Origin of the sequence: Exiguobacterium sp. s26 (assembly GCF_018618235.1) — a bacterium.
GTDB lineage: Bacteria > Bacillota > Bacilli > Exiguobacteriales > Exiguobacteriaceae > Exiguobacterium > Exiguobacterium chiriqhucha.
Window position 1 is genome coordinate 1 of record NZ_JACSLS010000002.1, and the last position, 19,765, is coordinate 19,765.

21 protein-coding genes and 2 pseudogenes are annotated in these 19,765 nt (G+C 52.1%); 1 reads left to right on the forward strand and 22 read right to left on the reverse strand.

Features of this window, described 5'->3' with window-relative positions:
* Positions 1-112 precede the first annotated feature (112 nt).
* The 9 genes and pseudogenes from hisIE to KNP82_RS02460 form a co-directional block, all read right to left on the reverse strand.
* Positions 113-750, reverse strand: a pseudogene (hisIE, locus tag KNP82_RS15725) (bifunctional phosphoribosyl-AMP cyclohydrolase/phosphoribosyl-ATP diphosphatase HisIE).
* Entirely contained in the window at positions 699-1,466 is a 768-nt protein-coding gene (gene hisF, locus KNP82_RS02425) for an imidazole glycerol phosphate synthase subunit HisF (protein ID WP_021067263.1), read from the reverse strand. The pseudogene hisIE and the gene hisF overlap by 52 nt, the downstream one beginning before the upstream one ends.
* Positions 1,459-2,172 (reverse strand): 1-(5-phosphoribosyl)-5-[(5-phosphoribosylamino)methylideneamino]imidazole-4-carboxamide isomerase, encoded by a 714-nt coding sequence (gene hisA / locus KNP82_RS02430; protein WP_021067262.1) that lies wholly within the window; start codon positions 2,170-2,172, stop codon positions 1,459-1,461. The genes hisF and hisA overlap by 8 nt, the downstream gene beginning before the upstream one ends.
* Entirely contained in the window at positions 2,150-2,737 is a 588-nt protein-coding gene (gene hisH / locus KNP82_RS02435) for an imidazole glycerol phosphate synthase subunit HisH (protein WP_021067261.1), read from the reverse strand. The genes hisA and hisH overlap by 23 nt, the downstream gene beginning before the upstream one ends.
* Positions 2,734-3,321, reverse strand: coding sequence for an imidazoleglycerol-phosphate dehydratase HisB (gene hisB / locus KNP82_RS02440; protein WP_214826915.1), 588 nt, complete (start codon positions 3,319-3,321; stop codon positions 2,734-2,736). Before hisB ends, hisH begins: the two co-directional genes overlap by 4 nt.
* Positions 3,308-4,321 (reverse strand): pyridoxal phosphate-dependent aminotransferase, encoded by a 1,014-nt coding sequence (locus KNP82_RS02445; protein ID WP_214826918.1) that lies wholly within the window; start codon positions 4,319-4,321, stop codon positions 3,308-3,310. Before KNP82_RS02445 ends, hisB begins: the two co-directional genes overlap by 14 nt.
* The gene (hisD, locus tag KNP82_RS02450) at positions 4,318-5,535 is read right to left on the reverse strand and encodes a histidinol dehydrogenase (RefSeq protein WP_214826921.1); all 1,218 of its coding nucleotides are present in this window, start codon (positions 5,533-5,535) and stop codon (positions 4,318-4,320) included. The genes KNP82_RS02445 and hisD overlap by 4 nt, the downstream gene beginning before the upstream one ends.
* On the reverse strand, positions 5,532-6,140 hold the full coding sequence (hisG, locus tag KNP82_RS02455) for an ATP phosphoribosyltransferase (protein ID WP_214826924.1): 609 nt from the start codon (positions 6,138-6,140) through the stop codon (positions 5,532-5,534). The genes hisD and hisG overlap by 4 nt, the downstream gene beginning before the upstream one ends.
* On the reverse strand, positions 6,137-7,060 hold the full coding sequence (locus KNP82_RS02460; RefSeq protein WP_214713734.1) for an ATP phosphoribosyltransferase regulatory subunit: 924 nt from the start codon (positions 7,058-7,060) through the stop codon (positions 6,137-6,139). The genes hisG and KNP82_RS02460 overlap by 4 nt, the downstream gene beginning before the upstream one ends.
* Before the next feature lie 109 nt (positions 7,061-7,169).
* Here KNP82_RS02460 and hisJ point away from each other — a divergent pair, with 109 nt between their 5' ends.
* Positions 7,170-7,982 carry a histidinol-phosphatase HisJ gene (gene hisJ, locus KNP82_RS02465; RefSeq protein ID WP_214826932.1) on the forward strand — a complete coding sequence of 271 codons (813 nt, stop codon included), beginning with the start codon at positions 7,170-7,172 and terminating at the stop codon, positions 7,980-7,982.
* A gap of 162 nt (positions 7,983-8,144) precedes the next feature.
* Here the strand turns inward: hisJ and KNP82_RS02470 are convergent, their stop codons facing one another.
* The 13 genes and pseudogenes from KNP82_RS02470 to KNP82_RS02530 form a co-directional block, all read right to left on the reverse strand.
* A complete protein-coding gene (locus KNP82_RS02470; protein ID WP_029595627.1) occupies positions 8,145-8,501 on the reverse strand; it encodes a hypothetical protein in 357 nt (118 codons plus the stop codon).
* Between the two features lie 200 nt (positions 8,502-8,701).
* Positions 8,702-9,277, reverse strand: coding sequence for a deoxycytidylate deaminase (locus KNP82_RS02475; protein ID WP_029595628.1), 576 nt, complete (start codon positions 9,275-9,277; stop codon positions 8,702-8,704).
* A gap of 52 nt (positions 9,278-9,329) precedes the next feature.
* Positions 9,330-10,559, reverse strand: a complete 1,230-nt coding sequence (locus tag KNP82_RS02480) for a toxic anion resistance protein (RefSeq protein WP_029595629.1) — start codon at positions 10,557-10,559, stop codon at positions 9,330-9,332.
* Positions 10,543-11,259: a 5-bromo-4-chloroindolyl phosphate hydrolysis family protein gene (locus KNP82_RS02485; protein ID WP_029595630.1), complete on the reverse strand. Its 717-nt coding sequence runs from the start codon at positions 11,257-11,259 to the stop codon at positions 10,543-10,545. The genes KNP82_RS02480 and KNP82_RS02485 overlap by 17 nt, the downstream gene beginning before the upstream one ends.
* A 171-nt stretch (positions 11,260-11,430) precedes the next feature.
* The gene (locus tag KNP82_RS02490; RefSeq protein WP_029595631.1) at positions 11,431-12,783 is read right to left on the reverse strand and encodes a sodium-dependent transporter; all 1,353 of its coding nucleotides are present in this window, start codon (positions 12,781-12,783) and stop codon (positions 11,431-11,433) included.
* 133 nt (positions 12,784-12,916) lie between these two features.
* Positions 12,917-13,795, reverse strand: a complete 879-nt coding sequence (locus tag KNP82_RS02495; protein WP_029595632.1) for a diacylglycerol/lipid kinase family protein — start codon at positions 13,793-13,795, stop codon at positions 12,917-12,919.
* Positions 13,792-15,297 (reverse strand): ABC transporter permease/substrate-binding protein, encoded by a 1,506-nt coding sequence (locus KNP82_RS02500; RefSeq protein ID WP_021067248.1) that lies wholly within the window; start codon positions 15,295-15,297, stop codon positions 13,792-13,794. Before KNP82_RS02500 ends, KNP82_RS02495 begins: the two co-directional genes overlap by 4 nt.
* A gap of 10 nt (positions 15,298-15,307) precedes the next feature.
* Positions 15,308-16,024 (reverse strand): annotated as a pseudogene (locus tag KNP82_RS02505) (ABC transporter ATP-binding protein); the annotation flags it as partial.
* A gap of 169 nt (positions 16,025-16,193) precedes the next feature.
* A complete protein-coding gene (locus tag KNP82_RS02510) occupies positions 16,194-16,907 on the reverse strand; it encodes a 3D domain-containing protein (protein ID WP_021067246.1) in 714 nt (237 codons plus the stop codon).
* A gap of 262 nt (positions 16,908-17,169) precedes the next feature.
* The gene (locus tag KNP82_RS02515; RefSeq protein WP_214799546.1) at positions 17,170-17,634 is read right to left on the reverse strand and encodes a GDYXXLXY domain-containing protein; all 465 of its coding nucleotides are present in this window, start codon (positions 17,632-17,634) and stop codon (positions 17,170-17,172) included.
* Positions 17,631-18,824, reverse strand: coding sequence for a DUF2157 domain-containing protein (locus KNP82_RS02520; protein ID WP_214755855.1), 1,194 nt, complete (start codon positions 18,822-18,824; stop codon positions 17,631-17,633). Before KNP82_RS02520 ends, KNP82_RS02515 begins: the two co-directional genes overlap by 4 nt.
* Positions 18,825-18,841: 17 nt before the next feature.
* The gene (locus tag KNP82_RS02525) at positions 18,842-19,042 is read right to left on the reverse strand and encodes a DUF2187 family protein (protein ID WP_021067243.1); all 201 of its coding nucleotides are present in this window, start codon (positions 19,040-19,042) and stop codon (positions 18,842-18,844) included.
* A gap of 41 nt (positions 19,043-19,083) precedes the next feature.
* Positions 19,084-19,662, reverse strand: coding sequence for an NUDIX hydrolase (locus tag KNP82_RS02530; RefSeq protein ID WP_483299305.1), 579 nt, complete (start codon positions 19,660-19,662; stop codon positions 19,084-19,086).
* Positions 19,663-19,765 lie beyond the last annotated feature (103 nt).

Consider the following 19,765-nt stretch of genomic DNA (forward strand, 5'->3'; position numbering starts at 1 on the left):
TGAATGCCGACTTCTCGCCATAAAAAACACTCCCCAATCAGATAAACAGATTTGTTATTTCATCTGTCTACCTATTGGGGAGCATATCATAATGGCTTCGTTCCTTTTTGTGTTACCAGTCAGTGACGTCTCGGCGTGGTTTTGCCGGAGTCGTCGTCCCGTGCCGTTTGGCGAGGAGCGCTTCGACGTCTTGTAATGACACGCCTTTGGCGGCGAGCAAGACGAGCAAATGGTACAAGAGATCAGCCGACTCTTCGACCAAATCTTCATCGTTCAGTGCCGCGATGACGACCTCGAACGACTCTTCCCCAAACTTCTTGGCAATCTTGTCGACACCTTGGTCGAATAGATAAGACGTATACGACCCTTCTTTCGGTGACGCCTGTCGTTCTTGAATCAACTTCTCTAATTCGTGAATCATCCTTCCACCTCCGTAAAAAAGCAGCTTCGATTTCCCGTATGACACGTCGGCCCATTGGCACGGACCCGGACCAAGAGTGCGTCTTGATCACAATCGACGTGGATGCTTTCGAGCTCGAGCGTATTTCCGCTCGACTCCCCTTTCATCCAGAGTCGCCCTTTCGAACGTGACCAGAACGTGACCGTGTTCGTCTCGAGCGTCTTCTGAATCGCCTCCTCGTTCATGTAGCCTAACATGAGGACGGCGTCGTCCTCTGTCGACACGATGATGGCTGGAATCAATCCGTTTGCGTCGTAACGAACCGCATCGGCAAGTTGTGCTCGCTGCATACGTGTTTCACCTCTTCCACTGTCGTTTTCCGGTCATGCAAAATCGAGGCGAGTAGCGCCGCATCGACCTTCTCGAGCGCGTCGACGACATGATTTGCGTTCCCGGCACCGCCAGAGGCGATAATTGGGATATCGACGGCGTCCCGGAGCAAATCAAGGATTCGCAAATCGTAGCCGCTCTGCTTTCCGTCCTGATTCATCGACGTGACGAGCAGTTCACCCGCCCCAAGTGCAGCCACTTGCTTTGCCCAATCGACGGCCCGCAACTCGGTCCGGTTCTTCCCGCCATACGTATAGACGAAGTAATCGTCGTCTTCGAACTTGACGTCGATGGCGATGACGATACATTGTGACCCGAACCGCTCGGCCGCTCGTTTAATCAAATCGGGTGATTCGACGGCGAGCGTGTTGAGCGACACTTTATCGGCCCCGGCTTTTAAGAGCGAGGAAATATCCTCAAGCGACCGAATACCGCCACCAACCGTGAGCGGAATGAACACTTTCCGGGCGACGGCACTGACGACGTCAAGCATCGTCTGGCGGCGTTCCGTACTCGCAGTGATATCTAGAAATACGAGCTCATCCGCACCGGATGCGTCATAATACTTAGCAATCTCGACCGGGTCGCCGATATCCCGGAGTGCCACGAACTCGATTCCTTTGACGACACGACCGTCTTTCACATCAAGACACGGAATGATGCGACGTTTAAGCATGGCGCGCCTCCCACTCGATCAAGTCATCGAGGCTGACTTGTCCGGAGAGTAATGCCTTCCCGACGACCGCTTCGTCGATGCCGGCCGCTTGAAGTGCTTCGACATCAGCCTCGGTCGTCACACCGCCCGAAGCGATGAGCGTGACCGAAACAGCCTCACGCAGCGCCTTCATCCGCTCGAGATTCGGTCCGTTCAACTTTCCGTCCGACCCGATGTCCGTATAGAGAATCGTTTTGACACCACGGTCAACGAGGCCTTTCGCGGCATCGATATCTTTTAAGTCGGTCGCTTCTTGCCAGCCGTTGACGGCGACGATGCCATCATAGGCATCGAGGGCGACGGCGACACGATCCCCGTACTTCGCGAGCGCCCGGTCCAAGAAATCCGGGTCTGTGAATGCTTTTGTCCCGAGCAAGACCCGGTCCGCACCGGTCGCCATGACTGCGTCGAGCGCTTCCTCGGAACGGATGCCCCCGCCGGTCTGAACGAAGAAACCGCACGTTTTGGCAAAGCGGACGACATCGAGATGTCTCGGTTCGCCAGCTTTCGCCCCTTCGAGATCAATCAAGTGGAGCATCGGGACGCGCCCTTGCCACTCTTTCAATTTCTCATACGGGTCTCCGTACTGTTCTTCTGTATTGAAATCGCCTTCTGTCAAGCGGACGATTTTTCCGTCAATCAAATCAATGGCCGGTAGTAATCTCACGTTCGACCGCCTCCTTCCATTCTTTCAATAAACTGAGTCCAAACGCGCCGCTCTTCTCCGGGTGGAATTGCATCCCCGTGACGAGCCCTTTTTGCACGATGGCTGGCACGTCTTCCCCCATATAATCGGCAGAAGCGATCACATGGGTCGGGTCGGTCACGACGTGATACGAGTGAACGAAATAGACGTCCTCGTCTCGCAAAATCGAGTTCCAGCCGACGTGCGGCAGACGTTTCGCACGCATCCGTTCGACGCGGCCTTCAATCAAACCGAGCCCTTCTGTCGGCACCCCTTCCGTGCTCGACTCGAATAAGAGCTGCATGCCAAGGCAAATGCCAAGGAACGGTTTTTCTTGTGCCGATCGTTTCAACAGCGGAATCAGTCCCGTCTCGTTCAGCGATTGCATCGCCTGCGGGAACGCACCGACGCCCGGCAGCAAGATAGCGTCAGCTGCCTCGATGTCTACAGGATCGTTCGTGATGGTGACGTAACAGCCGATGGCTTGCAGCGCCCGTTCGACATTGAACACGTTGCCCATTCCATAATCGATGACCGCGACCTTCATCCTTCGATCAGTCCTTTCGTCGAAGGCAGTCGATTCGATCCGTCTTGCCCGATCGCTTCAGCGAGGGCGCGACCGAACGCTTTGAACAGCCCTTCAATCATATGGTGCGAGTTCGACCCGTAGAGCACCTCAAGATGAAGCGTCAAGCGGGCGTTCATCGCCACGGCCCGGAAAAACTCTTCGGCGAGCTCGGTGTCAAAGTCTCCGAGTTTCGGATTTTTGATTTCGGCCCGGTAGACGAGGAACGGACGGCCCGACACGTCGACTACGGCACGCGCGAGCGTCTCGTCCATCGGCAAATAACTCGTGCCGTAGCGGCGAATGCCTACCTTGTCGCCGAGCGCTTGATTGATCATCTGCCCGAGGGCGATCCCGACGTCTTCGACCGTATGGTGAGCGTCGACCCACGTATCCCCTTCGACATGGACCGTCAAATCGATTTGGCTGTGGAACGCGAACAGTGTCAGCATGTGGTCAAAGAAGCCGACGCCTGTCTTCACGTCACTTTGCCCCGTCCCGTTCAAATCAAGCTTGAGCTCGATGTTCGTCTCTTTTGTCTCTCGTTTCGTCTCAGCTGTTCTCAAGTGAAGTCACCTCTTCTATCGTTTGTTGAAGCAAGCGGTATGCCTCGTCCGTTCCGGCACTGACACGAATCCCGTCTGCGAACGCGCGAACATGTACATCTTTTTCAAGGAAGCGGGCTGCCCAAGCTTCGCTGTCCGGTGTCTCGACGTAAAGGAAATTAGCACGGCTCGGTAAGACGTTCCCAATCGGTGCGAGCAACGTCTCAAGCTTTTGTCGCTGCGTTTGATGGAAACTGATCGACTCATCGATATAAGCGGAGTCGTTCAACACGACCGTCGCCACGGCCGCACTCAGCCCACTCACATTGAACGGAGAGCGGAACCGATCAATCTTCTCGATTAAGCGCTCATCGGCGATCATGAAGCCGATGCGCAGATTCGCGAGTCCGAACGCTTTCGATAACGTCCGGAGAATGATGACGTTCGCGTGGTCCGCCAGGCGGTCTTTGAATGAATCTTCCATCGTGAAATCGATATACGCTTCGTCGACGACCAAATACGGGACTCGACTAGCAATCGTCTCGAGATCATCAAGCGACCACATCTTCCCGGTCGGATTGTTCGGGTTCGATATGAGGACAAGTTTCGGCCGTTCCGCCTCAATCGTTTGCATGATCGCCTCGAACGACAATCCGTCCGCATCCGGCTGCACGAAATTCCCACGGGCGATATGCGTGTAAATGCCATACATCGAAAAGTCTGGAATCGGTGCGGCGACGACGTCGTCGGCATCGAGAATGGCCTGACAGAGAATCGCGAGCAATTCGTCACTGCCACTGCCGACCATGAGTTGCTGCGGGCTCACACCGGCATACGCCGCATAGCTTTGTTTAAGCGCCGTCAACTCGTCGACCGGATAGTGGCTCAAGTCGAGCGGAAGCTCTCGGATAGCCGTCTTCAAGCGCTCTGGGAAGACATATTGGCTTTCGTTTTGATTCAACGCGTGCCCTTTGACCGCATGCGGGACGTAGCGTGGAATCGTCTCATAGTTCAGTCTCATACGTCCTCCAATCGGACCGCCATCGCCCGGGCGTGGCCGTCAAGTTGTTCTTGTTGCGCGATTCGAATCGCGGCACGCGTGATGCGCTCATCGAGTTCTGTCATTTGCAGGAACGTCTGGCGTCGGTAAAAATCATCGACCGAGAGGCCGCTCGAGAAACGGGCCGTCCCGCTCGTCGGCAGGACGTGGTTCGGTCCAGCGATGTAATCCCCAAACGCCTCCGCCGCTTCATGACCGAGGAAGAACGATCCGCCGTGACGGATGGCTTGCATGTAATCTTCCGGGTCGGCGACGGCGAGTTGGACGTGTTCAGCCGCCATCTCGTTCGCATAACGAATCGCCTCAGCCTTCGTCTTCACGAGGACACCCCCGCGCTTCATCGCCTCTATCGCAATGTCACGCCGCGGTAATTCAGCCAATTGTCGTTCTAATTCTTGTCGAATCGCTTCGGCCAATTCGTCAGTCGTGACGAGCGCAAGTGCCGTCGCTTCGACATCGTGTTCGGCTTGGGCGAGCAAATCGGCGGCGACCCATTTCGGATTGGCCGTCTCATCGGCGATGATGAGCACCTCGGACGGTCCAGCGACCGAATCGATGCCGACGATATGGGAGACGAGCGATTTTGCCGTCGCGACATAGGCATTCCCGGGACCGACGATTTTATCGACCGGTTGAATCGTCTCGGTGCCGAACGCCAAGGCGGCCACGGCTTGCGCCCCGCCGACGAGATAGCATTCATCCGCCCCTGCAATTTTTGCCGCAATCAATAACGACAAATCGATGCCGTCTTGTTTCGGCGGCGTCACCATGACGACACGTTTCACACCGGCCACTTTCGCCGGAATGATGTTCATCAACACGCTCGACGGATAGACGGCCGTCCCGCCTGGCACGTACACGCCGACCGAGTCGAGTGGCATAAAACGGCGTCCAAGTCGGAACATCTCGTCTTCATACACATCGTCTTGACGTCGCTGACGACTGTGGAACGTACGAATCCGTTCGGCCGCGAGCGTCAACGCCTCGGTCAGTTCAGCATATGCGTCAGGTGGCGTAAACGTCGTCAAATCGACCGTTTCGATTTTGTCGACGCCGTCAAATTTTTTCGTGAACGCGAGGAGCGCCTCGTCCCCGTTCGACTCTACGGCCTCGAGGATCGGTTTGACCGCTTCTGCCCAGCTTTCCCGCCGGGCCCGGTTCGTTTCTGTACTCATCGGGCATCCTCCTTGCTCAAGCGACGAATCCACGCCTTCAATTCATCAGGATTGTTGGCGAGAGCCGCCTCACTCGTGATGAACTTGGCGTTCACCGTGAAAATCGTCTCGTATTCTTCAAGGTCATTCGCGCGCAGCGTCGCCCCCGTCTCTACGATATCGACGATGCAATCGGCGAGTCCTGTAAGCGGTGCGAGTTCGACCGATCCGTTCAACGCAATCACTTCGACGTTCTGTCGTTTCGAGGCGAAGTGAGAGATGGCGATATTCGGATATTTGCTCGCGACTTTCAATTTTTTCGTCCCGTTCTTTCGTTCTTCCGGTCCGCAGACAGCCATACGACAACGGCCGAATGGTAAGTCGACGACTTCAAGCACGCCCGGTGTCTTCTCGCGCAAGATGTCTCCGCCGACGACACCGACATCTGCCGCGCCGTGCATGACGTATTTATAGACATCATCCCCTTTGACGAAGATGAACTCATGCCCGTCGACTTCGACCGTCAGTTCGCGGCCGCGCTTCTCCGGCCAAACCGTGAGTCCGACTTGTTCGAAATAGTCTCGGGCCGCTTTCTCAATGCGCCCTTTGGCAATCGCTACTTTCATAAAATCACCTCACCTAACTGTTCTAAATCAAGGGACAGGCCGAACGCCCGTCGCGATTGGCCGAAATGTCCGTATAGTGAATCATAGCGACCGCCCGAGAGGACGCGCCGTCCATCGATGCTGCCTGTCACCGTCAATCCTGAATAGTAATCAAAATCACCGGTCTGACCAAAGTCGTACGAGACGTTCAAACCGATGGACCGTAAATGTTCGACCGCCCGCTCGACTTCCTCGATTGCAGCCGTCAAGCTTGGCTCAGCGACTTCCCGTAACTCATCAAGTGCCGAGTCACCAATCAGGAACGGTAATTTCGCGATTAACGGGTATTGATACGTATCGGCGAGTTCTCGGAGCGATTCCAAGTTACGGAGCGCCAAATATTGGCGTAACGTCCGTTCTGGGATACCGGCCTCGTCCGCCACTGCGGCGACCAAGGCTGCCGATCCAACTTGAATCCGGAGTCCGTCTTGCGGCAAGACGCGCTCGGTCATACTGAGAAACGAGGCGATCAACTCCATATCTGGAGCGTCCCCGTCAATCCATTCGAGACCGAGCTGTTGACGCTCGTGCGGCTGTCCCGAGTGCTTCGGGGTACGCCGATACACGGCACCGGCGTACGCGACACGCATCGGCTCATGACCGTCCGCGAGTTTCCGGGCGATTTGTAACGTATAGTCTGGGCGCATGACGAGCAATTCGCCGTCATTCCCGAACAGACGATAATAGGCCGACTCATCGAACAAGGCCAAGTCTTGATAGTGCGAATAATATTCTACGAGTGGCGGTTCGATCACGCTATAGCCGTTTGATTCGGCTCGCTCTAGAAATGATAACATCCACTGCTTCGGACGCAGAACGTCCTCCCCTTGCAATTCGTGCCATCCTTCCGGGATGGACCCTTTAGTATTGAACCAAATCATCAATATCACCCTTTATCTTATTATCACTTTACCAAACTAAAGTAGTGTGTTAAATTTATCAAACCAAGCCGGTGCTGTCAACCGGCGAACTCGAAAGGAATGTCGCTTGATGATTGACTTTACCCGTGATGGTCACCTTCACACCCCATTTTGTCCACATGGCTCGACAGACCCGCTCCAGGCGTACGTCGAACAGGCGTTAGCCCGTGGTATCAAGACGCTCACGTTCACAGAACATGCTCCGCTCCCAGCCCGGTTTCAAGACCCAACACCAGACAAAGATTCGGCGATGGCGTTCGAATTGCTTCCGGATTATATCGAGGCCGTGCAGTCGTTAAAACGGAAGTATCCCGAACTCGACCTTCGCCTCGGCTTAGAGATCGACTACTTGCCCGGCTATGAAGCTGAGACGTTGGCGTTGCTCGAGCCGTATGCCGACGTATTAGATGAAACAATCTTGTCTCAACACTTTCTACTCGTCGCCGGTGAGCTCCTGCCTGTCGACTTCTCGCTCGAGACGTTTCATATCCTCGTCGAACGTGTCGGTTCGTTCGAGGCTGTGATGAAACAATACTATTCGGCGCTCGCTGCCGGCCTCGTATTCCCTTGGGAACGCCTGAAAGTGGACCGCATCGGACATATCGATTTACCAATCAAATATCAGACCAAGTATGTATGGGACCGCTCAAACGTCCTGGCCGAACAGTCGCGCCTGCTCCAGACGATGGCCGCTCGCGGTTTCGGTCTCGACCTCAATACGGCCGGACTGCGCAAGCCTGAATGCGGACAGCCGTATGCCATCGACGTCGCATCTGAGGCGTCCAGACTCGGAATCCCGTTCGTGCTCGGATCGGACGCCCATATCGCCAAAGACGTGGGCGCTGGGTTCGAAACAATACAAAAAAAAGCCACGTTCCTATGAACGTGGCTTTTTCACAGCGATCTAGCTATCTAGATCCCCATTTTTGGTTGTCGATAACGATATGGCGTTCCATTTCTTCATCTATTGACAATAATACCATACTGATTCGGCAATGCAACCTAAAAATGAAAAAAGGATGACGGAGTTGTCATCCTTTGTTATTTAGACCGCCATTTCAGCGTATAAACCTTTTAATTCCTCCGTAGACGCCTCGTCCATCTGTAACGCCACGAGTTCGACGAACTGAAGTGCAGGATCCTTGTCGCCCGACATACGAACGATTTCGGCTGCCGCATCATCGAGCGCGAGCAAGATACCTGATACACCGAGCGTCGGATAGTAACGGAGTAGCGCGCGGACGTGCTTCATTTCTGAAATATCGTTGCCATTAATCTTTAGTGCTTTGACCGCCAACTCTTTATGCGTTCCAATCGCGAACTTATCTTCCCACACCTCTTCGAGTGTGATCAACGCTTCCACATCATAGGCACCATCAGTGAAACGAACTTGTTTTTCCATGTAACATTTCCCCTCTCGTTAATCTACTTTCATTATAAGAGAGGAACACACTAAAAGTTTGTGAAATGTTGAACATTTTGTGGAATTTTTGTCTCACCTAGTTGTGAACATAAAAAAAGGTCCCTCCGAGGAGAGACAAATAATGGAAGAGTAAAACACCATTGGCAGTACATTAATAATATAACACCGAATGTAAACGTTTACAATGTGTTTTTAAAACTTTTTTCAAGTGGCATATGTACCACGTCAATTCCGCTCTCGCGCATTAAATCGAGACCGTCGCCATGTTCATAACCGACCGCATAGACGACACGAGCGACGCGGGAGGCAATCAAGGCGAGCGAGCAGGCGTGGCACGGCGAATGGGTCACATAAGCCGTCGCCCCGAATGCGTTCGTCGAATCGGCGGCGAGCTTTCCGATCGCGTTGATTTCAGCATGAATCTCATGCTGTTTCGACCAATTGTGATGATCGTACGGGTCCGAGCATTTGATATAGGTCACACCGTCATGAATGAACGAGACCGGCGTTTCGAGCAAGTCGACCGCATTCGCGGATACATACTCAGCACGCTTATAAAATCCGTCATCCCGCTTTAAGAAGATTTCATTACAGTTCGTATGCCCCGGCGGCGTGCCGTTCAAGCCAATCGAAATCGGCTTCTCATCTTTGACGATGACGCAAGCGACACTTTTAGAGGCACACTTCGAATGACGTACCGCCATCATATCGGCAAACTGTAACCACGTCTCGTCCCATAGGTGTTGTTTATCCATTGTTGATCCTCCTCGAAGAAAAGGAAAGTCTGAATGCTCAGACTTTCCCCGTTCAATATCCAGTCTCTTTTGGCAACTCTTTGTTTTTCGAAGCAATCTCGATGACTTTTTCTTTCAACTCGTGCTCCATCCGATCGAGTTCACGTTCCGCCTCACGACGCTTCTGACGTCCCTCTTGTTGAATCCGGAGCGTCTCATCGAGCGTCGAGAGCAAGTTCTCGTGCGCCACTTTGAGCGACTCGACCGAGACGATGCCTTTCTCGTTCTCTGTGGCAATCTCGATTGACGAATCTTTCAACATCTTCGAGTTCTGCTCGAGCAACGTGTTCGTCGTCTTCGTCACGTCTTGCTGCATCCGGAGCGCCGTCTTTTGACGCGTCAAGCTGAGCGCGAGCACGACTTGGTTTTTCCAGAGCGGAATCGTATTGACGACTGCCGACTCGATTTTTTCGGCTAGAATCTGGTTGTTCTGCTGGATGACCCGGATTTGTGGGGCCATCTGCAGGCTGATCGTCCGGCTCAGTTTCAAATCATGCAACTTTTTCTCGAACCGGTCCGCGAGTTGAATCATATCGTTCAACTGTTGCAGTTTGACCTGGTCTTTCGACATCTCGACTTCTTGACGAAGCGGGGCAATCTCATAGCTCCGCACGTGGTCGAGTTTCGTCTCGCCGGCGGCGATATAGACGTTGAGTTCTTCGAAGTAGCGTTTGTTCTTATCGTACATTTGATCGAGCATCGTGATATCTTTCATCAAGCCGAATTTGGCCCGGTCTAGATTATGGATGACCTCTTCTAAATAGACGCTCATTTTTTCAAACTGCAACTTATAGTTCTCGGCTTTCTTCTTGGCCCGGCCGATGAGCGGAAGGTTGTCCATGAAGCTCTTCTTCTCCGGTTGCAACATGTCCGGGTCCATCTTGCGCACGTTCTGCATCAAGTCGGACAATAGCTTGCCGGCGTCTCCGCCATCTTTCATCCGGACCTCGGTCAAGATTTGGTCCGAGAATTGTGATAGTTCACGTTGTACGTTCGAACCGAATAGCATGACGGAATCTGTCTTTTTAATATCGATTGACTCCGCGATGCGCGTGATCCGTTCCCGGTGCGCTTGTGGGACGTCAGCATTTACTTGAATCGCCGGCACCTCATGTTTATCGGTCATTGATGACCAGTCAACGGACGGGTCTGAGATTGCGTCGGTTTCCGTCTTCGTTTTCGTTTGGGAAGTGAGTTCTTCTTCTGGCCATGACTGCCAGTTCGTTTCATTCGATGAAGTCATGCTTTTTTCTCCCTTCTGGTTGATCGGCCAATACTCTCTCCATCATGATCAACTCTCGTTCAAAATCGACCGCGTCATCTTCGAGGAGACGACTGCGCTGTTGTTTGAACTTGTCGACGATAAGCCGCATATTGGTTATCAACTGTTCACGTGTCTCTTCTTGAATGACGACGCGTTTTCCTTCTAGTTCTTTAAATTTCAATACGACTGACACGAGCGAGTCCAAGTAGAACGTGAACAAGTCACGCACGTGCTTCGCATCTTGAGGGTTCTCGAACAGCTCAGCGAACAGTTCGTGTGCTTCTTTCGAGACCGCCTTCATCTCACGCCGCACCTCGATGTCTTTAATTTCAGGCAAGACGCGGTCGATTTGTTGTAACTTTTCATAGCCTTGTTCAATCGTCCGCTGCAGAAATTGCAGCTCCAAATCATCTGTCGCTTCGAATTGACGCACCGGCGCCGCTTCTTCGAGTGGTTTCAGAATGCGCGAACCGACGAACGGTTCGTCTTCATCGAGCAATAGTTTCTTCTTGGCCCGTTTGGCAACAGGCGCGGGTGCCCGCTTCCGCCGTTTATTGTTCGACCACACTTCGTTCAATACGAGCGCCCCGACGATGATAAACAACCAAGAGAAATCAAAAACGCTTATGGCAAAATATAGGATCGCCCCAGTCAGGGCCCATTTCATCCATGTTTTCATCCGTTTCACCTCGTCTCATGATACTTCTATTGTACCTTACGTGACCCTTCAAAAAAAGTTTCGTCATCTTTCTAAGCTTAGCATAACGCTCCCGTTCACTCCCTCGGTCGCAAGAACGAAAAATGGTAGTACAAAAACCTCCTGATTCGACGAATCAGGAGGTTGCAAACGTTATAATCTGACCCACGTCGTCACCATGACAACGGCGACCGTCACCGGAATGACGTAACGGATCAAGAAGTGCCAAATCGGGTACAACTTTACACCGATGTCTGACGTTTGAATCTCTTCTTTCAGAATGCGTTGATCGACGACATATCCGACGAAAATCGATGTCAAGAGTGCACCGACCGGCATCAAGATGTAACTGACGATGTAATCCATCGAATCAAAGAACGTACGACCGCCCAAGAACTGCATCTCGCTCATGACACCAAATGAAAGCGCAGATGGAATTCCGACTGCGAAGACGATAGCCGCTGACAACAGGGTAACGTTGCGCTTCGAGATTGTGTGTTTCTTCTCGTTCAACTTGTCTGTCACACCGGCGACGACGACTTCGAGCATCGCAATCGACGATGTAATCGAGGCAAACGTGAACAAGAGGAAGAACAACACCATAAAGAATCCTCCGAGCGGTACTTGGTTGAACACCGCTGGTAAGACGACGAAGAGCAGTGCTGGTCCTTCTGCTGGGTCAAGACCCGAAGCAAAGACGGCCGGGAAAATCGCAAGTCCTGCCAATAGCGAGACAGCGATATTCAATAGAACGATCATGTTCGCTGAACGATTGAGCGTCCCTTTCGTCTGAATGTACGACGCGTACGTCAACATGGCCGCGACACCGAGCGATAGCGAGAAGAACGCTTGACCGAGGGCGAACAAAACCGATTCACCGGTCAAGGCAGAGAAGTCAGGTTGCAAGAAGAAGCGAACCCCTTCCATCGCTCCGTCAAGCGTCAACGAACGGATGACGAGCACGATGAAACTGACGAACAAGAGCGGCATTAAAATCTTGCTCATGCGCTCGATGCCAGCCTCGACACCTTTTAAGACAATCAAGAGCGTAATCAATAAGAACAAGAACTGACCGAACACGGCGATGCCTGGTGACGAGACGACATCTCCGAACACGGCACCGAACTCATCAGGCGAACGTCCGTTCAACGTCCCGCTCAGTCCGAGCCCGATGTATATCAAGACCCAACCACCTATGACACTGTAGAATGAGAGCAATAAGAAACATGCGATGACGCCCAGGTAACCGACGAATGTCCAACGACTGTGCCCTAATTTTTTAAAGGCGAGCAGTGCCGTCTTTTGTGTCGAGCGTCCGACGATGAATTCACCAATCAATAACGGTAACCCGAGTAAGAGCGTGAACGCTAAAAACATGAGCAAAAAGGCGCCGCCTCCACTTGTGCCGGTGACATACGGAAATTTCCAGATTGCACCGAGACCAATCGCAGACCCTGCGGCCGCTAAGATGAATCCAATTTTTGAGGCGAACGAATTTTGCGCCATTACCATCCCTACTTCCTGTTTTCATATCTTTTTTCATAATAATAGTGAAATACTAACACGGTTCAGAAATGAGAACAACTAAAAACAGAGAAAAGTCTGAATTCTTTTCTCTGTCAGCAATTTTTATCGATTTTTAGTGTGACGGGACGAGAAATGACAACTCTCTTGGCAGGACATCGACGTCCAGCCGTTCCGCCTCGAAGTGCTCCCCATCGACGTCGATGATTTGAGATTCATTTAAATGGACGGTCAGTTGAGACATCTGTAGATGCACCCATTCCGGAGACGACTGTTCGAGTCCGAGCTGTTGGGTCAACAATTGACGAATCATCGGGAAGCCGATGGCGGAACTATGGACGACCTCGACGAGTCCGTCCGTGAACGACTGGGTCGGGAGTTTCGTCGGTACCGTCCCGAGATAAGCCCCGTTCCCTACATATAGGAAGCTGACTGGTCCATCGTGGACGACTTCCCCACCGTGTTCGATGCGAACATCGAACGGATCGAGTTCACGAAACTGCCGGATCGTCGCTAAAAAGTAACCAATCGACCCGAGTGATTCTTTTTGGAGCGGATCGATTTGTCTCGACGCGTCCGCGATCAGGCCGACCCCGATGAAGTTGAGCCCGTACCGTTCGTTGACTCGCATCACATCGACCGATTGTGCGTAACTCATCTTGAACAAACGGGCCGCCTCGATTGGTTCGACCGGTAGCGCAAGGGCACGGGCGAAATCATTACACGTGCCGGCCGGAATCAGACCGATTGTCGGCCGTTCATCTCGCGGAAGCTTCATCAAGCCATTGACGACCTCATGAAGCGTCCCGTCCCCGCCGATGACAATCAAGTGCTCGTAAGCCCCGCTCTCTTCGGCGAAGCGACCGGCGTCTCCTTGCGCGAGCGTCTTCCGAATCAAAATCTCATCGTATAACGATTCAATCGTCCCGACGACCTCACCGAGCATCGTCTCGTTCCCGCCAGACGTGGGATTGGAGATAATCAATGCTCTCATAACAGACCAGCCTGCTCCAAGAAGTCCTTCGCGACGTCGTACGCCCGTTCATTCCCGTACGCGACGCGACGGTTCAATTCAGACATCTCTTCGTCAGTAATTTTACCACCCAATTGGTTGAGGGCATCCTCGATTTCCGGATGTTCATCGAGCGTCTCTTGTTTCACTAACGGAGCTCCTTGGTAAGGTGGGAAGAACTGTTGGTCGTCCTCGAGGACAAGCAATTCGTTCTCGGCGATATCCGGGTCGGTCGCATACGCATCGACGAGGTTGACGTCTCCACGTGCGATGGCACGATAGCGCAACTTTTGTTCCATCGAGACGACCGACGGGAAATCGAGACCATACGCTTGTTGCAGTCCCGGGTATCCGTCTTCACGGTCTGTGAACTCGAGCGTGAATCCGGCCTTAATATCCGATTGAACGTTTCGTAAATCCGAGATGGCGGTGATGTCTTCTTGCTCGGCATAGTCGCGTGGGATCGCGATGGCGTATGTGTTGTTGAACTGCATCGGTTCAAGCAACGCATAGCCGTCATCGGCGAGCGCGTCTCGAGCCTGTTCATACACTTCACGGGCATCGTTCGAGTTCGGTGTCTCTTTTACGAGACTGGCGAGCACCGTTCCCGTGAACTCCGGATAGATGTCGACATCTCCGGATTGCAGTGCACCCCAGACGAACGTCGTCTCTCCGAAGTTCGGGCGGACAGATACGGACAAATCGGTCTGATCTTCAATCAATAGTTTATACATGTTCATTAAAATCTCAGGCTCTGGCCCAAGTTTCCCGGCGATGACGAGATCGGTCTGTTGTGTTCGACCGAAAGCGAGCGGGGCCGCGACGATGAGCGCCAACACGGTCGAGACTGCAATCAATTTCGTCTTGTTGCGGGTTGCCGTCGCGCCTTCCATTTGGCGAAGTAAGAAATCGAACAACAAGGCAAGGATGGCGGCTGGGATTGCCCCGAGCAGAATCAAATAGTTGTCGTTCCGGTTGATTCCGAGCAGGATTAACGTCCCGAGCCCACCTGCGCCGACGAGGGCGGCGAGCGTCGCCGTTCCGACAATCAGCACCATCGCCGTTCGAATCCCGGCCATGATGACCGGTAGCGCGAGCGGGAGTTCGACTTTCATCAAACTTTGGTTCGGTTTCATCCCACAAGCCCTGGCCGCTTCGATGAGCGATTTATCGACCTCGTTCAGCCCGGTGAAAGTATTTCGTAAAATCGGGAGCAAGGCATATAACACGAGGGCAATCGTCGCCGGTAAGGCACCAATCCCGACGAGCGGAATCATAAGACCGAGGAGCGCCAAAGAAGGAATCGTTTGAATGATGGCGGTAACGCCGATGGCGGTCTCGGCCACTTTCTTGCGACGCGTCAACCAAATCCCGAGCGGAACGGCGATTAAGACGGCTATCAAGAGTGATACGACGGAGAGCTGCAAGTGCTCAATCAGCGCCTCGACGAGTTCGCCACGCCGGTTTTGAAATGTCTCAAGCATCTACCTCACCTCTTCCACGTTGTGTAAAGTCGAGGACGAACGGATCCGTACTCGCTCTGATTTCATCTGGAGTACCGATAACGACCAATTCGCCATCACGCATCAAGGCGATGCGATCCCCAAGTTTCATCGCTTCTTGCATGTCATGGGTCACGAACAGAATCGTCTTCCCGAGCTCATCGTTCAAGCGTTTAATATCATCTTGAAGTTGACCTCGGCTAATCGGATCGAGCGCCGAGAACGGTTCATCCATCAAGATGACTTCCGGATCGGCTGCAAGCGCCCGCAGTACGCCGACGCGTTGTTGCTGTCCACCGGATAGTTCCGTCGGCTTTTTCACTCGCAAGACCGGATCCAGCCCTGCAATGTTCATGAGTTCGGTCACGCGGTCCTTCGTCTTCTGTTTAGGCCATTTCAATAATTCGGGAACGACAGAAATATTTTCCTCGACCGTTAAATGAGGGAATAAGGCAATTTGTTGAAGCACATAACCAATGTTGCGTCGCAACTCGTATATATCGAATTGATAAATCTCTTTCCCGTCGATGAGGATTTTTCCATCTGTATGGTCAATCAGTCGATTCACCATCTTCATCGTCGTCGTCTTCCCGCACCCCGATGGCCCGATTAAGACAAAAATCTCTCCTTTACGGACTGTCAAATCCAAGTCTTTGACGGCTAGCGTACCGTCTTCGTAGCGCTTGGACACATTTTGAAATTCTATCAACTCTACCCCTCCTCGGCTCGTAACTTTTTCATGAAAGTCAAATATTAGTTTGCCCGTTTCCAACGTTTGTTAAACAATCGGACGTGCTATCTGGTGCGTATGGCCACTGCCGATAAGCAAAAACATGAAGCAAGGCACAAAAAAGGTCCTCCTGAAGGAGAACCTGCTGTTATGGAAGTGTAATCGTGATGTGGCGACGACCCCAGTTAATGGCCTCGTCTTTCGTGTCGACGAGCAAGTCGACGATATTTCCTTTGATGCGTCCACCCGTATCCAGGGCGATCGCTTGACCGACACCTTCGATTTGAACAATCGTTCCAAGTGGGATGACGGCTGGATCGACGGCGATGATACGCATGCCGTTATAGAAAATCGAATCCGTGACATCATGACCGGTTGCCGTCAAGACGCGGCCCCCGTATGAGCCGTTATCGGCTGCATCGTTCGTGTACGCCGTCGACTCGGCTTGAATGGAGCGTCCTGTCGTCGAGACTGGAGTTGCAGTCGTTGTCGACACCGTCGATTGCTTTTTCGAAGTTGCGGCTTGATGTTTCGCTTCTTCTTGTCGTGCCTGCTCGGCAGCGACACGTTTCTCTTCGGCCAAACGTTCTGCTTTTGCTTCACGCTCTGCCTGCTCTCGCTCGGCTTTCTCTTCGGCGACACGTTTTTCTTCCGCAATCCGTTTCGCTTCAGCGACACGTTTTTCTTCCGCGATCCGTTTCTGTTCGGCTAGTCGTTTTTCTCGTGCAATCTTTTGCTGGCGTTCTTGCTCGATCGCTTTTCGTTCCAATTCAAGTGGGTTTTGGACAATTTTTTGTTCCGTCCCAATCCCGATTTGGGCGGCATCGGCCGTCGCGGCAAACGCGAACGTTCCCACAGCCATAAGTAGGACAGTCATCATGTATTTTAAGGAATGCATAATCAATAGGTCAGCACCTTTCTCGTCATCTAACGAACAGGAGTTAATTTACCATGCCCGTCCGACCCCGAGAAGGGATTTTGATGAAGTGAAATATTTCTGACACATCGACTCTCTGTCGGTTACAATCTGTAACATTTACAAGAAACATAGCGCTACCAAGCGTTTTTATAAAAAATTACAGATTCGTTACAACATTTCGTGTAACAAATCTGTAATCTGATTGTCATTCTGTTTCAGCTTCGGTCGAGCGCAAATCGTGAGGTCTTACCATGCCCCAAGGTGCCACGTCGACGTCCACTTCGAACGTCTTCGCCCCTTCGATTGCTGATGTCTCTTCCTCAGCGACACGATACGAACTCATATCATCAATATATACTTGGCGGTCGTAATAGTTGGCCCGAGTGCCCCCAAAGAACGGCCGTGAACTGACCCGGTCAATGGTCGCATATCCATCGTCCCCCGTTTTGAATGAGACGTATACTGTCCCTGACTCGACATCTTGTCTTCCTTCGAACGAGTCATACTCCAAATAGACGAAGTCTCCGAAAAACGGGTCGTACGGTTCGTAGGAGGTCGCTTTGAACGTATACGTCTCACCGAACCAGGAGACCGCATAGACGAGCAGTATAAACCCGACGGCAATCAACACTTGCACAATCGGTACTAGCCAAGGCGTCAATCGTTTCATGTCTGAGCATCCCCTCTCGTCGTACGACTACGGCTGCGCCACCACAAGGCGAGCGACAATGCGAAGACGATCAATGCTCCGATGAGGAAGAAGAGTGAAATATCAAGTTTATCCCACACATAGATGAAGTAGATCGTCATTTGAACGAGTAAGAAATAGATGAAGGCGAGCACGATCGGTTTGCGATTGTGGTCTTGATAGACGAGATAAGCGAGGGCGACCGCTTCAAGCAGGATGGCCAGCAAGATGCCCGTATCCTCGAACAATGAGAAGGGGATGACGGCGAGCAGGCTGACCCACATCAAATCTGGACGTCGGTGCAACAAATAGACGGCGACGAGGACGATCGAAAGGATTGTCGCCTCGATGACCGACGGTGTTCGTTGCGACAACCAGCCTTCCGTCGCATTAATCAAATAGCCGATCGATAGGACGGCAGCGACGAAGAGGTACAGATAGTTCCATTGGGCCCGCTCCCGATAAACGAGAAACAAGACGTGTAGCGCAGCGAGTGCCCATAGCGGCCAAAAGCGGCCTTCATAGTCGGCGTACTGACCAATCGTGATCAATAGGCCGTAGAAGCCGAACCAGGCGAAAATGCGATCGAGTTCATTGTCCCCATAATGGAACCAGACCCACGTCACGATCAATCCGAACGCAATCAACGTGATGCCGATGCCTTGAAAACTATTCGTGATCGCCAAAAAGGCGGCGAGTGCGGCCAAAAACGTAAAAATCGGATGTTTGAAAATCAATTTGTGCATGACGGCGACGGCAAGGAATAACCAGAATAAGAACGGAATTTGCGAGGAAAGATTATACGTCGAGAAAATGACGATCATCGTGGCGACGAAAAAGGCGACGCCTAACAGTCGGAATAGCGTGACATAGCGTGACGCTTTCACTTGCAGGCGTTCGGCGGTCACATACATCCCGACCATAAACACGAGAAAAATGGCGACTTTCACAAGATCAGGAATCGCTTGCCAATTGGCCGCGACAAAACTGAATAGACTAAGTGCGAGCAAAATCGATCCGATAATCACAAGAATAGGCGGTTTGTGCTCACGTTTGTCACCGACCGCCAACTTCTTATGTTCATACTCGACCAAGCGCTGACCGGTCACTTCATCCAGTAAACCGGCCTCTTCCCATTCACGAACTTTTTTGTCAATGGACACCTGAATCATCCCTTTCGATTAAAAGGTCAGCTGGCGCGTTCGATCAATTCCAAATCTTTTTTCAGTAAAACTTGCTTCTCGAATTCGAGACCAAGCTGTTGAAATTCTTCCATGATGGAAACGTCCCCGATGACCGTATTGGTCAATACGGCAGTCACTTCTGCGACCCAACCTTCACGAGTTGACTTGACGATATCACCCACAACGAATTCTACAGACACACCCATTCACTTCCAATCTTAAATTTGTTTCTATCATTATAACGAAATTATATCGGTTTGAATACGTTTTCTTTAAGCCGTTTAATAAATTGTGTCAAAATTTTTCCAGTCAATCCCCAAATAATGTAGTCTTCATGTTCATAAAAAGGTTCTCTCATTTTAATTACCCGTTTTTCGTACGCTTTAGCATTCGCCATCCGGTCAAACGGAATATTTTGATCAGGATTCATCGTCCATTCCATCTCGCCGTGGAACGGGTCGAGCAACAGCAACGTCTCGACCGGGATTGAGAACAGATGGTCGACTTCATCGGTGTGACGGACGTCTGGGACCTTCGGAATCACTCCGACGAACGGATAGATCAGTTGCCGATGTGGCGTTGCGAGGGGTTGCAGGCGACCGATCACTTCAATCTCTTCCATCGCGAGCAATAGCTCCTCACTCGTCTCACGAACAGCCGCCTCGACCGGGGTCTCGCCAGGATCGAGACGGCCGCCCGGGAATGAGATTTCTCCAGGCTGGCGCCGCATCGTATGGGCGCGCACTTCAAAGATGACATGCCACGCTCCATCGACCTCGACCAAAGGAATCAATACGGCAGCCGTCTGTTCATAATTCTCTTCCATCGAAAAACTGTCACGCAATTGTTGTTCCGTGATCCACGATTGTTTCATGTTCTCCACCTCATTCTCTATGTTTCTACAGTTCCACCGTTGTCTCCTCGTTTAA

Coding starts and splice junctions, on each gene's coding strand:
- KNP82_RS02470 (WP_029595627.1), bottom strand. CDS start 8,501: ATGGAAAAACAAGTTCGTTTCACTGATGGTGCCTATGATGTGGAAGCG.
- hisJ (WP_214826932.1), top strand. CDS start 7,170: ATGATTGACTTTACCCGTGATGGTCACCTTCACACCCCATTTTGTCCA.
- hisF (WP_021067263.1), bottom strand. CDS start 1,466: ATGCTTAAACGTCGCATCATTCCGTGTCTTGATGTGAAAGACGGTCGT.
- KNP82_RS02490 (WP_029595631.1), bottom strand. CDS start 12,783: ATGGCGCAAAATTCGTTCGCCTCAAAAATTGGATTCATCTTAGCGGCC.
- KNP82_RS02520 (WP_214755855.1), bottom strand. CDS start 18,824: ATGATTCAGGTGTCCATTGACAAAAAAGTTCGTGAATGGGAAGAGGCC.
- KNP82_RS02495 (WP_029595632.1), bottom strand. CDS start 13,795: ATGAGAGCATTGATTATCTCCAATCCCACGTCTGGCGGGAACGAGACG.
- KNP82_RS02460 (WP_214713734.1), bottom strand. CDS start 7,060: ATGATTTGGTTCAATACTAAAGGGTCCATCCCGGAAGGATGGCACGAA.
- KNP82_RS02515 (WP_214799546.1), bottom strand. CDS start 17,634: ATGAAACGATTGACGCCTTGGCTAGTACCGATTGTGCAAGTGTTGATT.
- KNP82_RS02445 (WP_214826918.1), bottom strand. CDS start 4,321: ATGAGACTGAACTATGAGACGATTCCACGCTACGTCCCGCATGCGGTC.
- hisD (WP_214826921.1), bottom strand. CDS start 5,535: ATGAGTACAGAAACGAACCGGGCCCGGCGGGAAAGCTGGGCAGAAGCG.
- KNP82_RS02500 (WP_021067248.1), bottom strand. CDS start 15,297: ATGCTTGAGACATTTCAAAACCGGCGTGGCGAACTCGTCGAGGCGCTG.
- KNP82_RS02475 (WP_029595628.1), bottom strand. CDS start 9,277: ATGGATAAACAACACCTATGGGACGAGACGTGGTTACAGTTTGCCGAT.
- KNP82_RS02525 (WP_021067243.1), bottom strand. CDS start 19,042: ATGGGTGTGTCTGTAGAATTCGTTGTGGGTGATATCGTCAAGTCAACT.
- hisG (WP_214826924.1), bottom strand. CDS start 6,140: ATGAAAGTAGCGATTGCCAAAGGGCGCATTGAGAAAGCGGCCCGAGAC.
- KNP82_RS02530 (WP_483299305.1), bottom strand. CDS start 19,662: ATGGAAGAGAATTATGAACAGACGGCTGCCGTATTGATTCCTTTGGTC.
- KNP82_RS02510 (WP_021067246.1), bottom strand. CDS start 16,907: ATGGCTGTGGGAACGTTCGCGTTTGCCGCGACGGCCGATGCCGCCCAA.
- KNP82_RS02480 (WP_029595629.1), bottom strand. CDS start 10,559: ATGACTTCATCGAATGAAACGAACTGGCAGTCATGGCCAGAAGAAGAA.
- hisH (WP_021067261.1), bottom strand. CDS start 2,737: ATGAAGGTCGCGGTCATCGATTATGGAATGGGCAACGTGTTCAATGTC.
- KNP82_RS02485 (WP_029595630.1), bottom strand. CDS start 11,259: ATGAAAACATGGATGAAATGGGCCCTGACTGGGGCGATCCTATATTTT.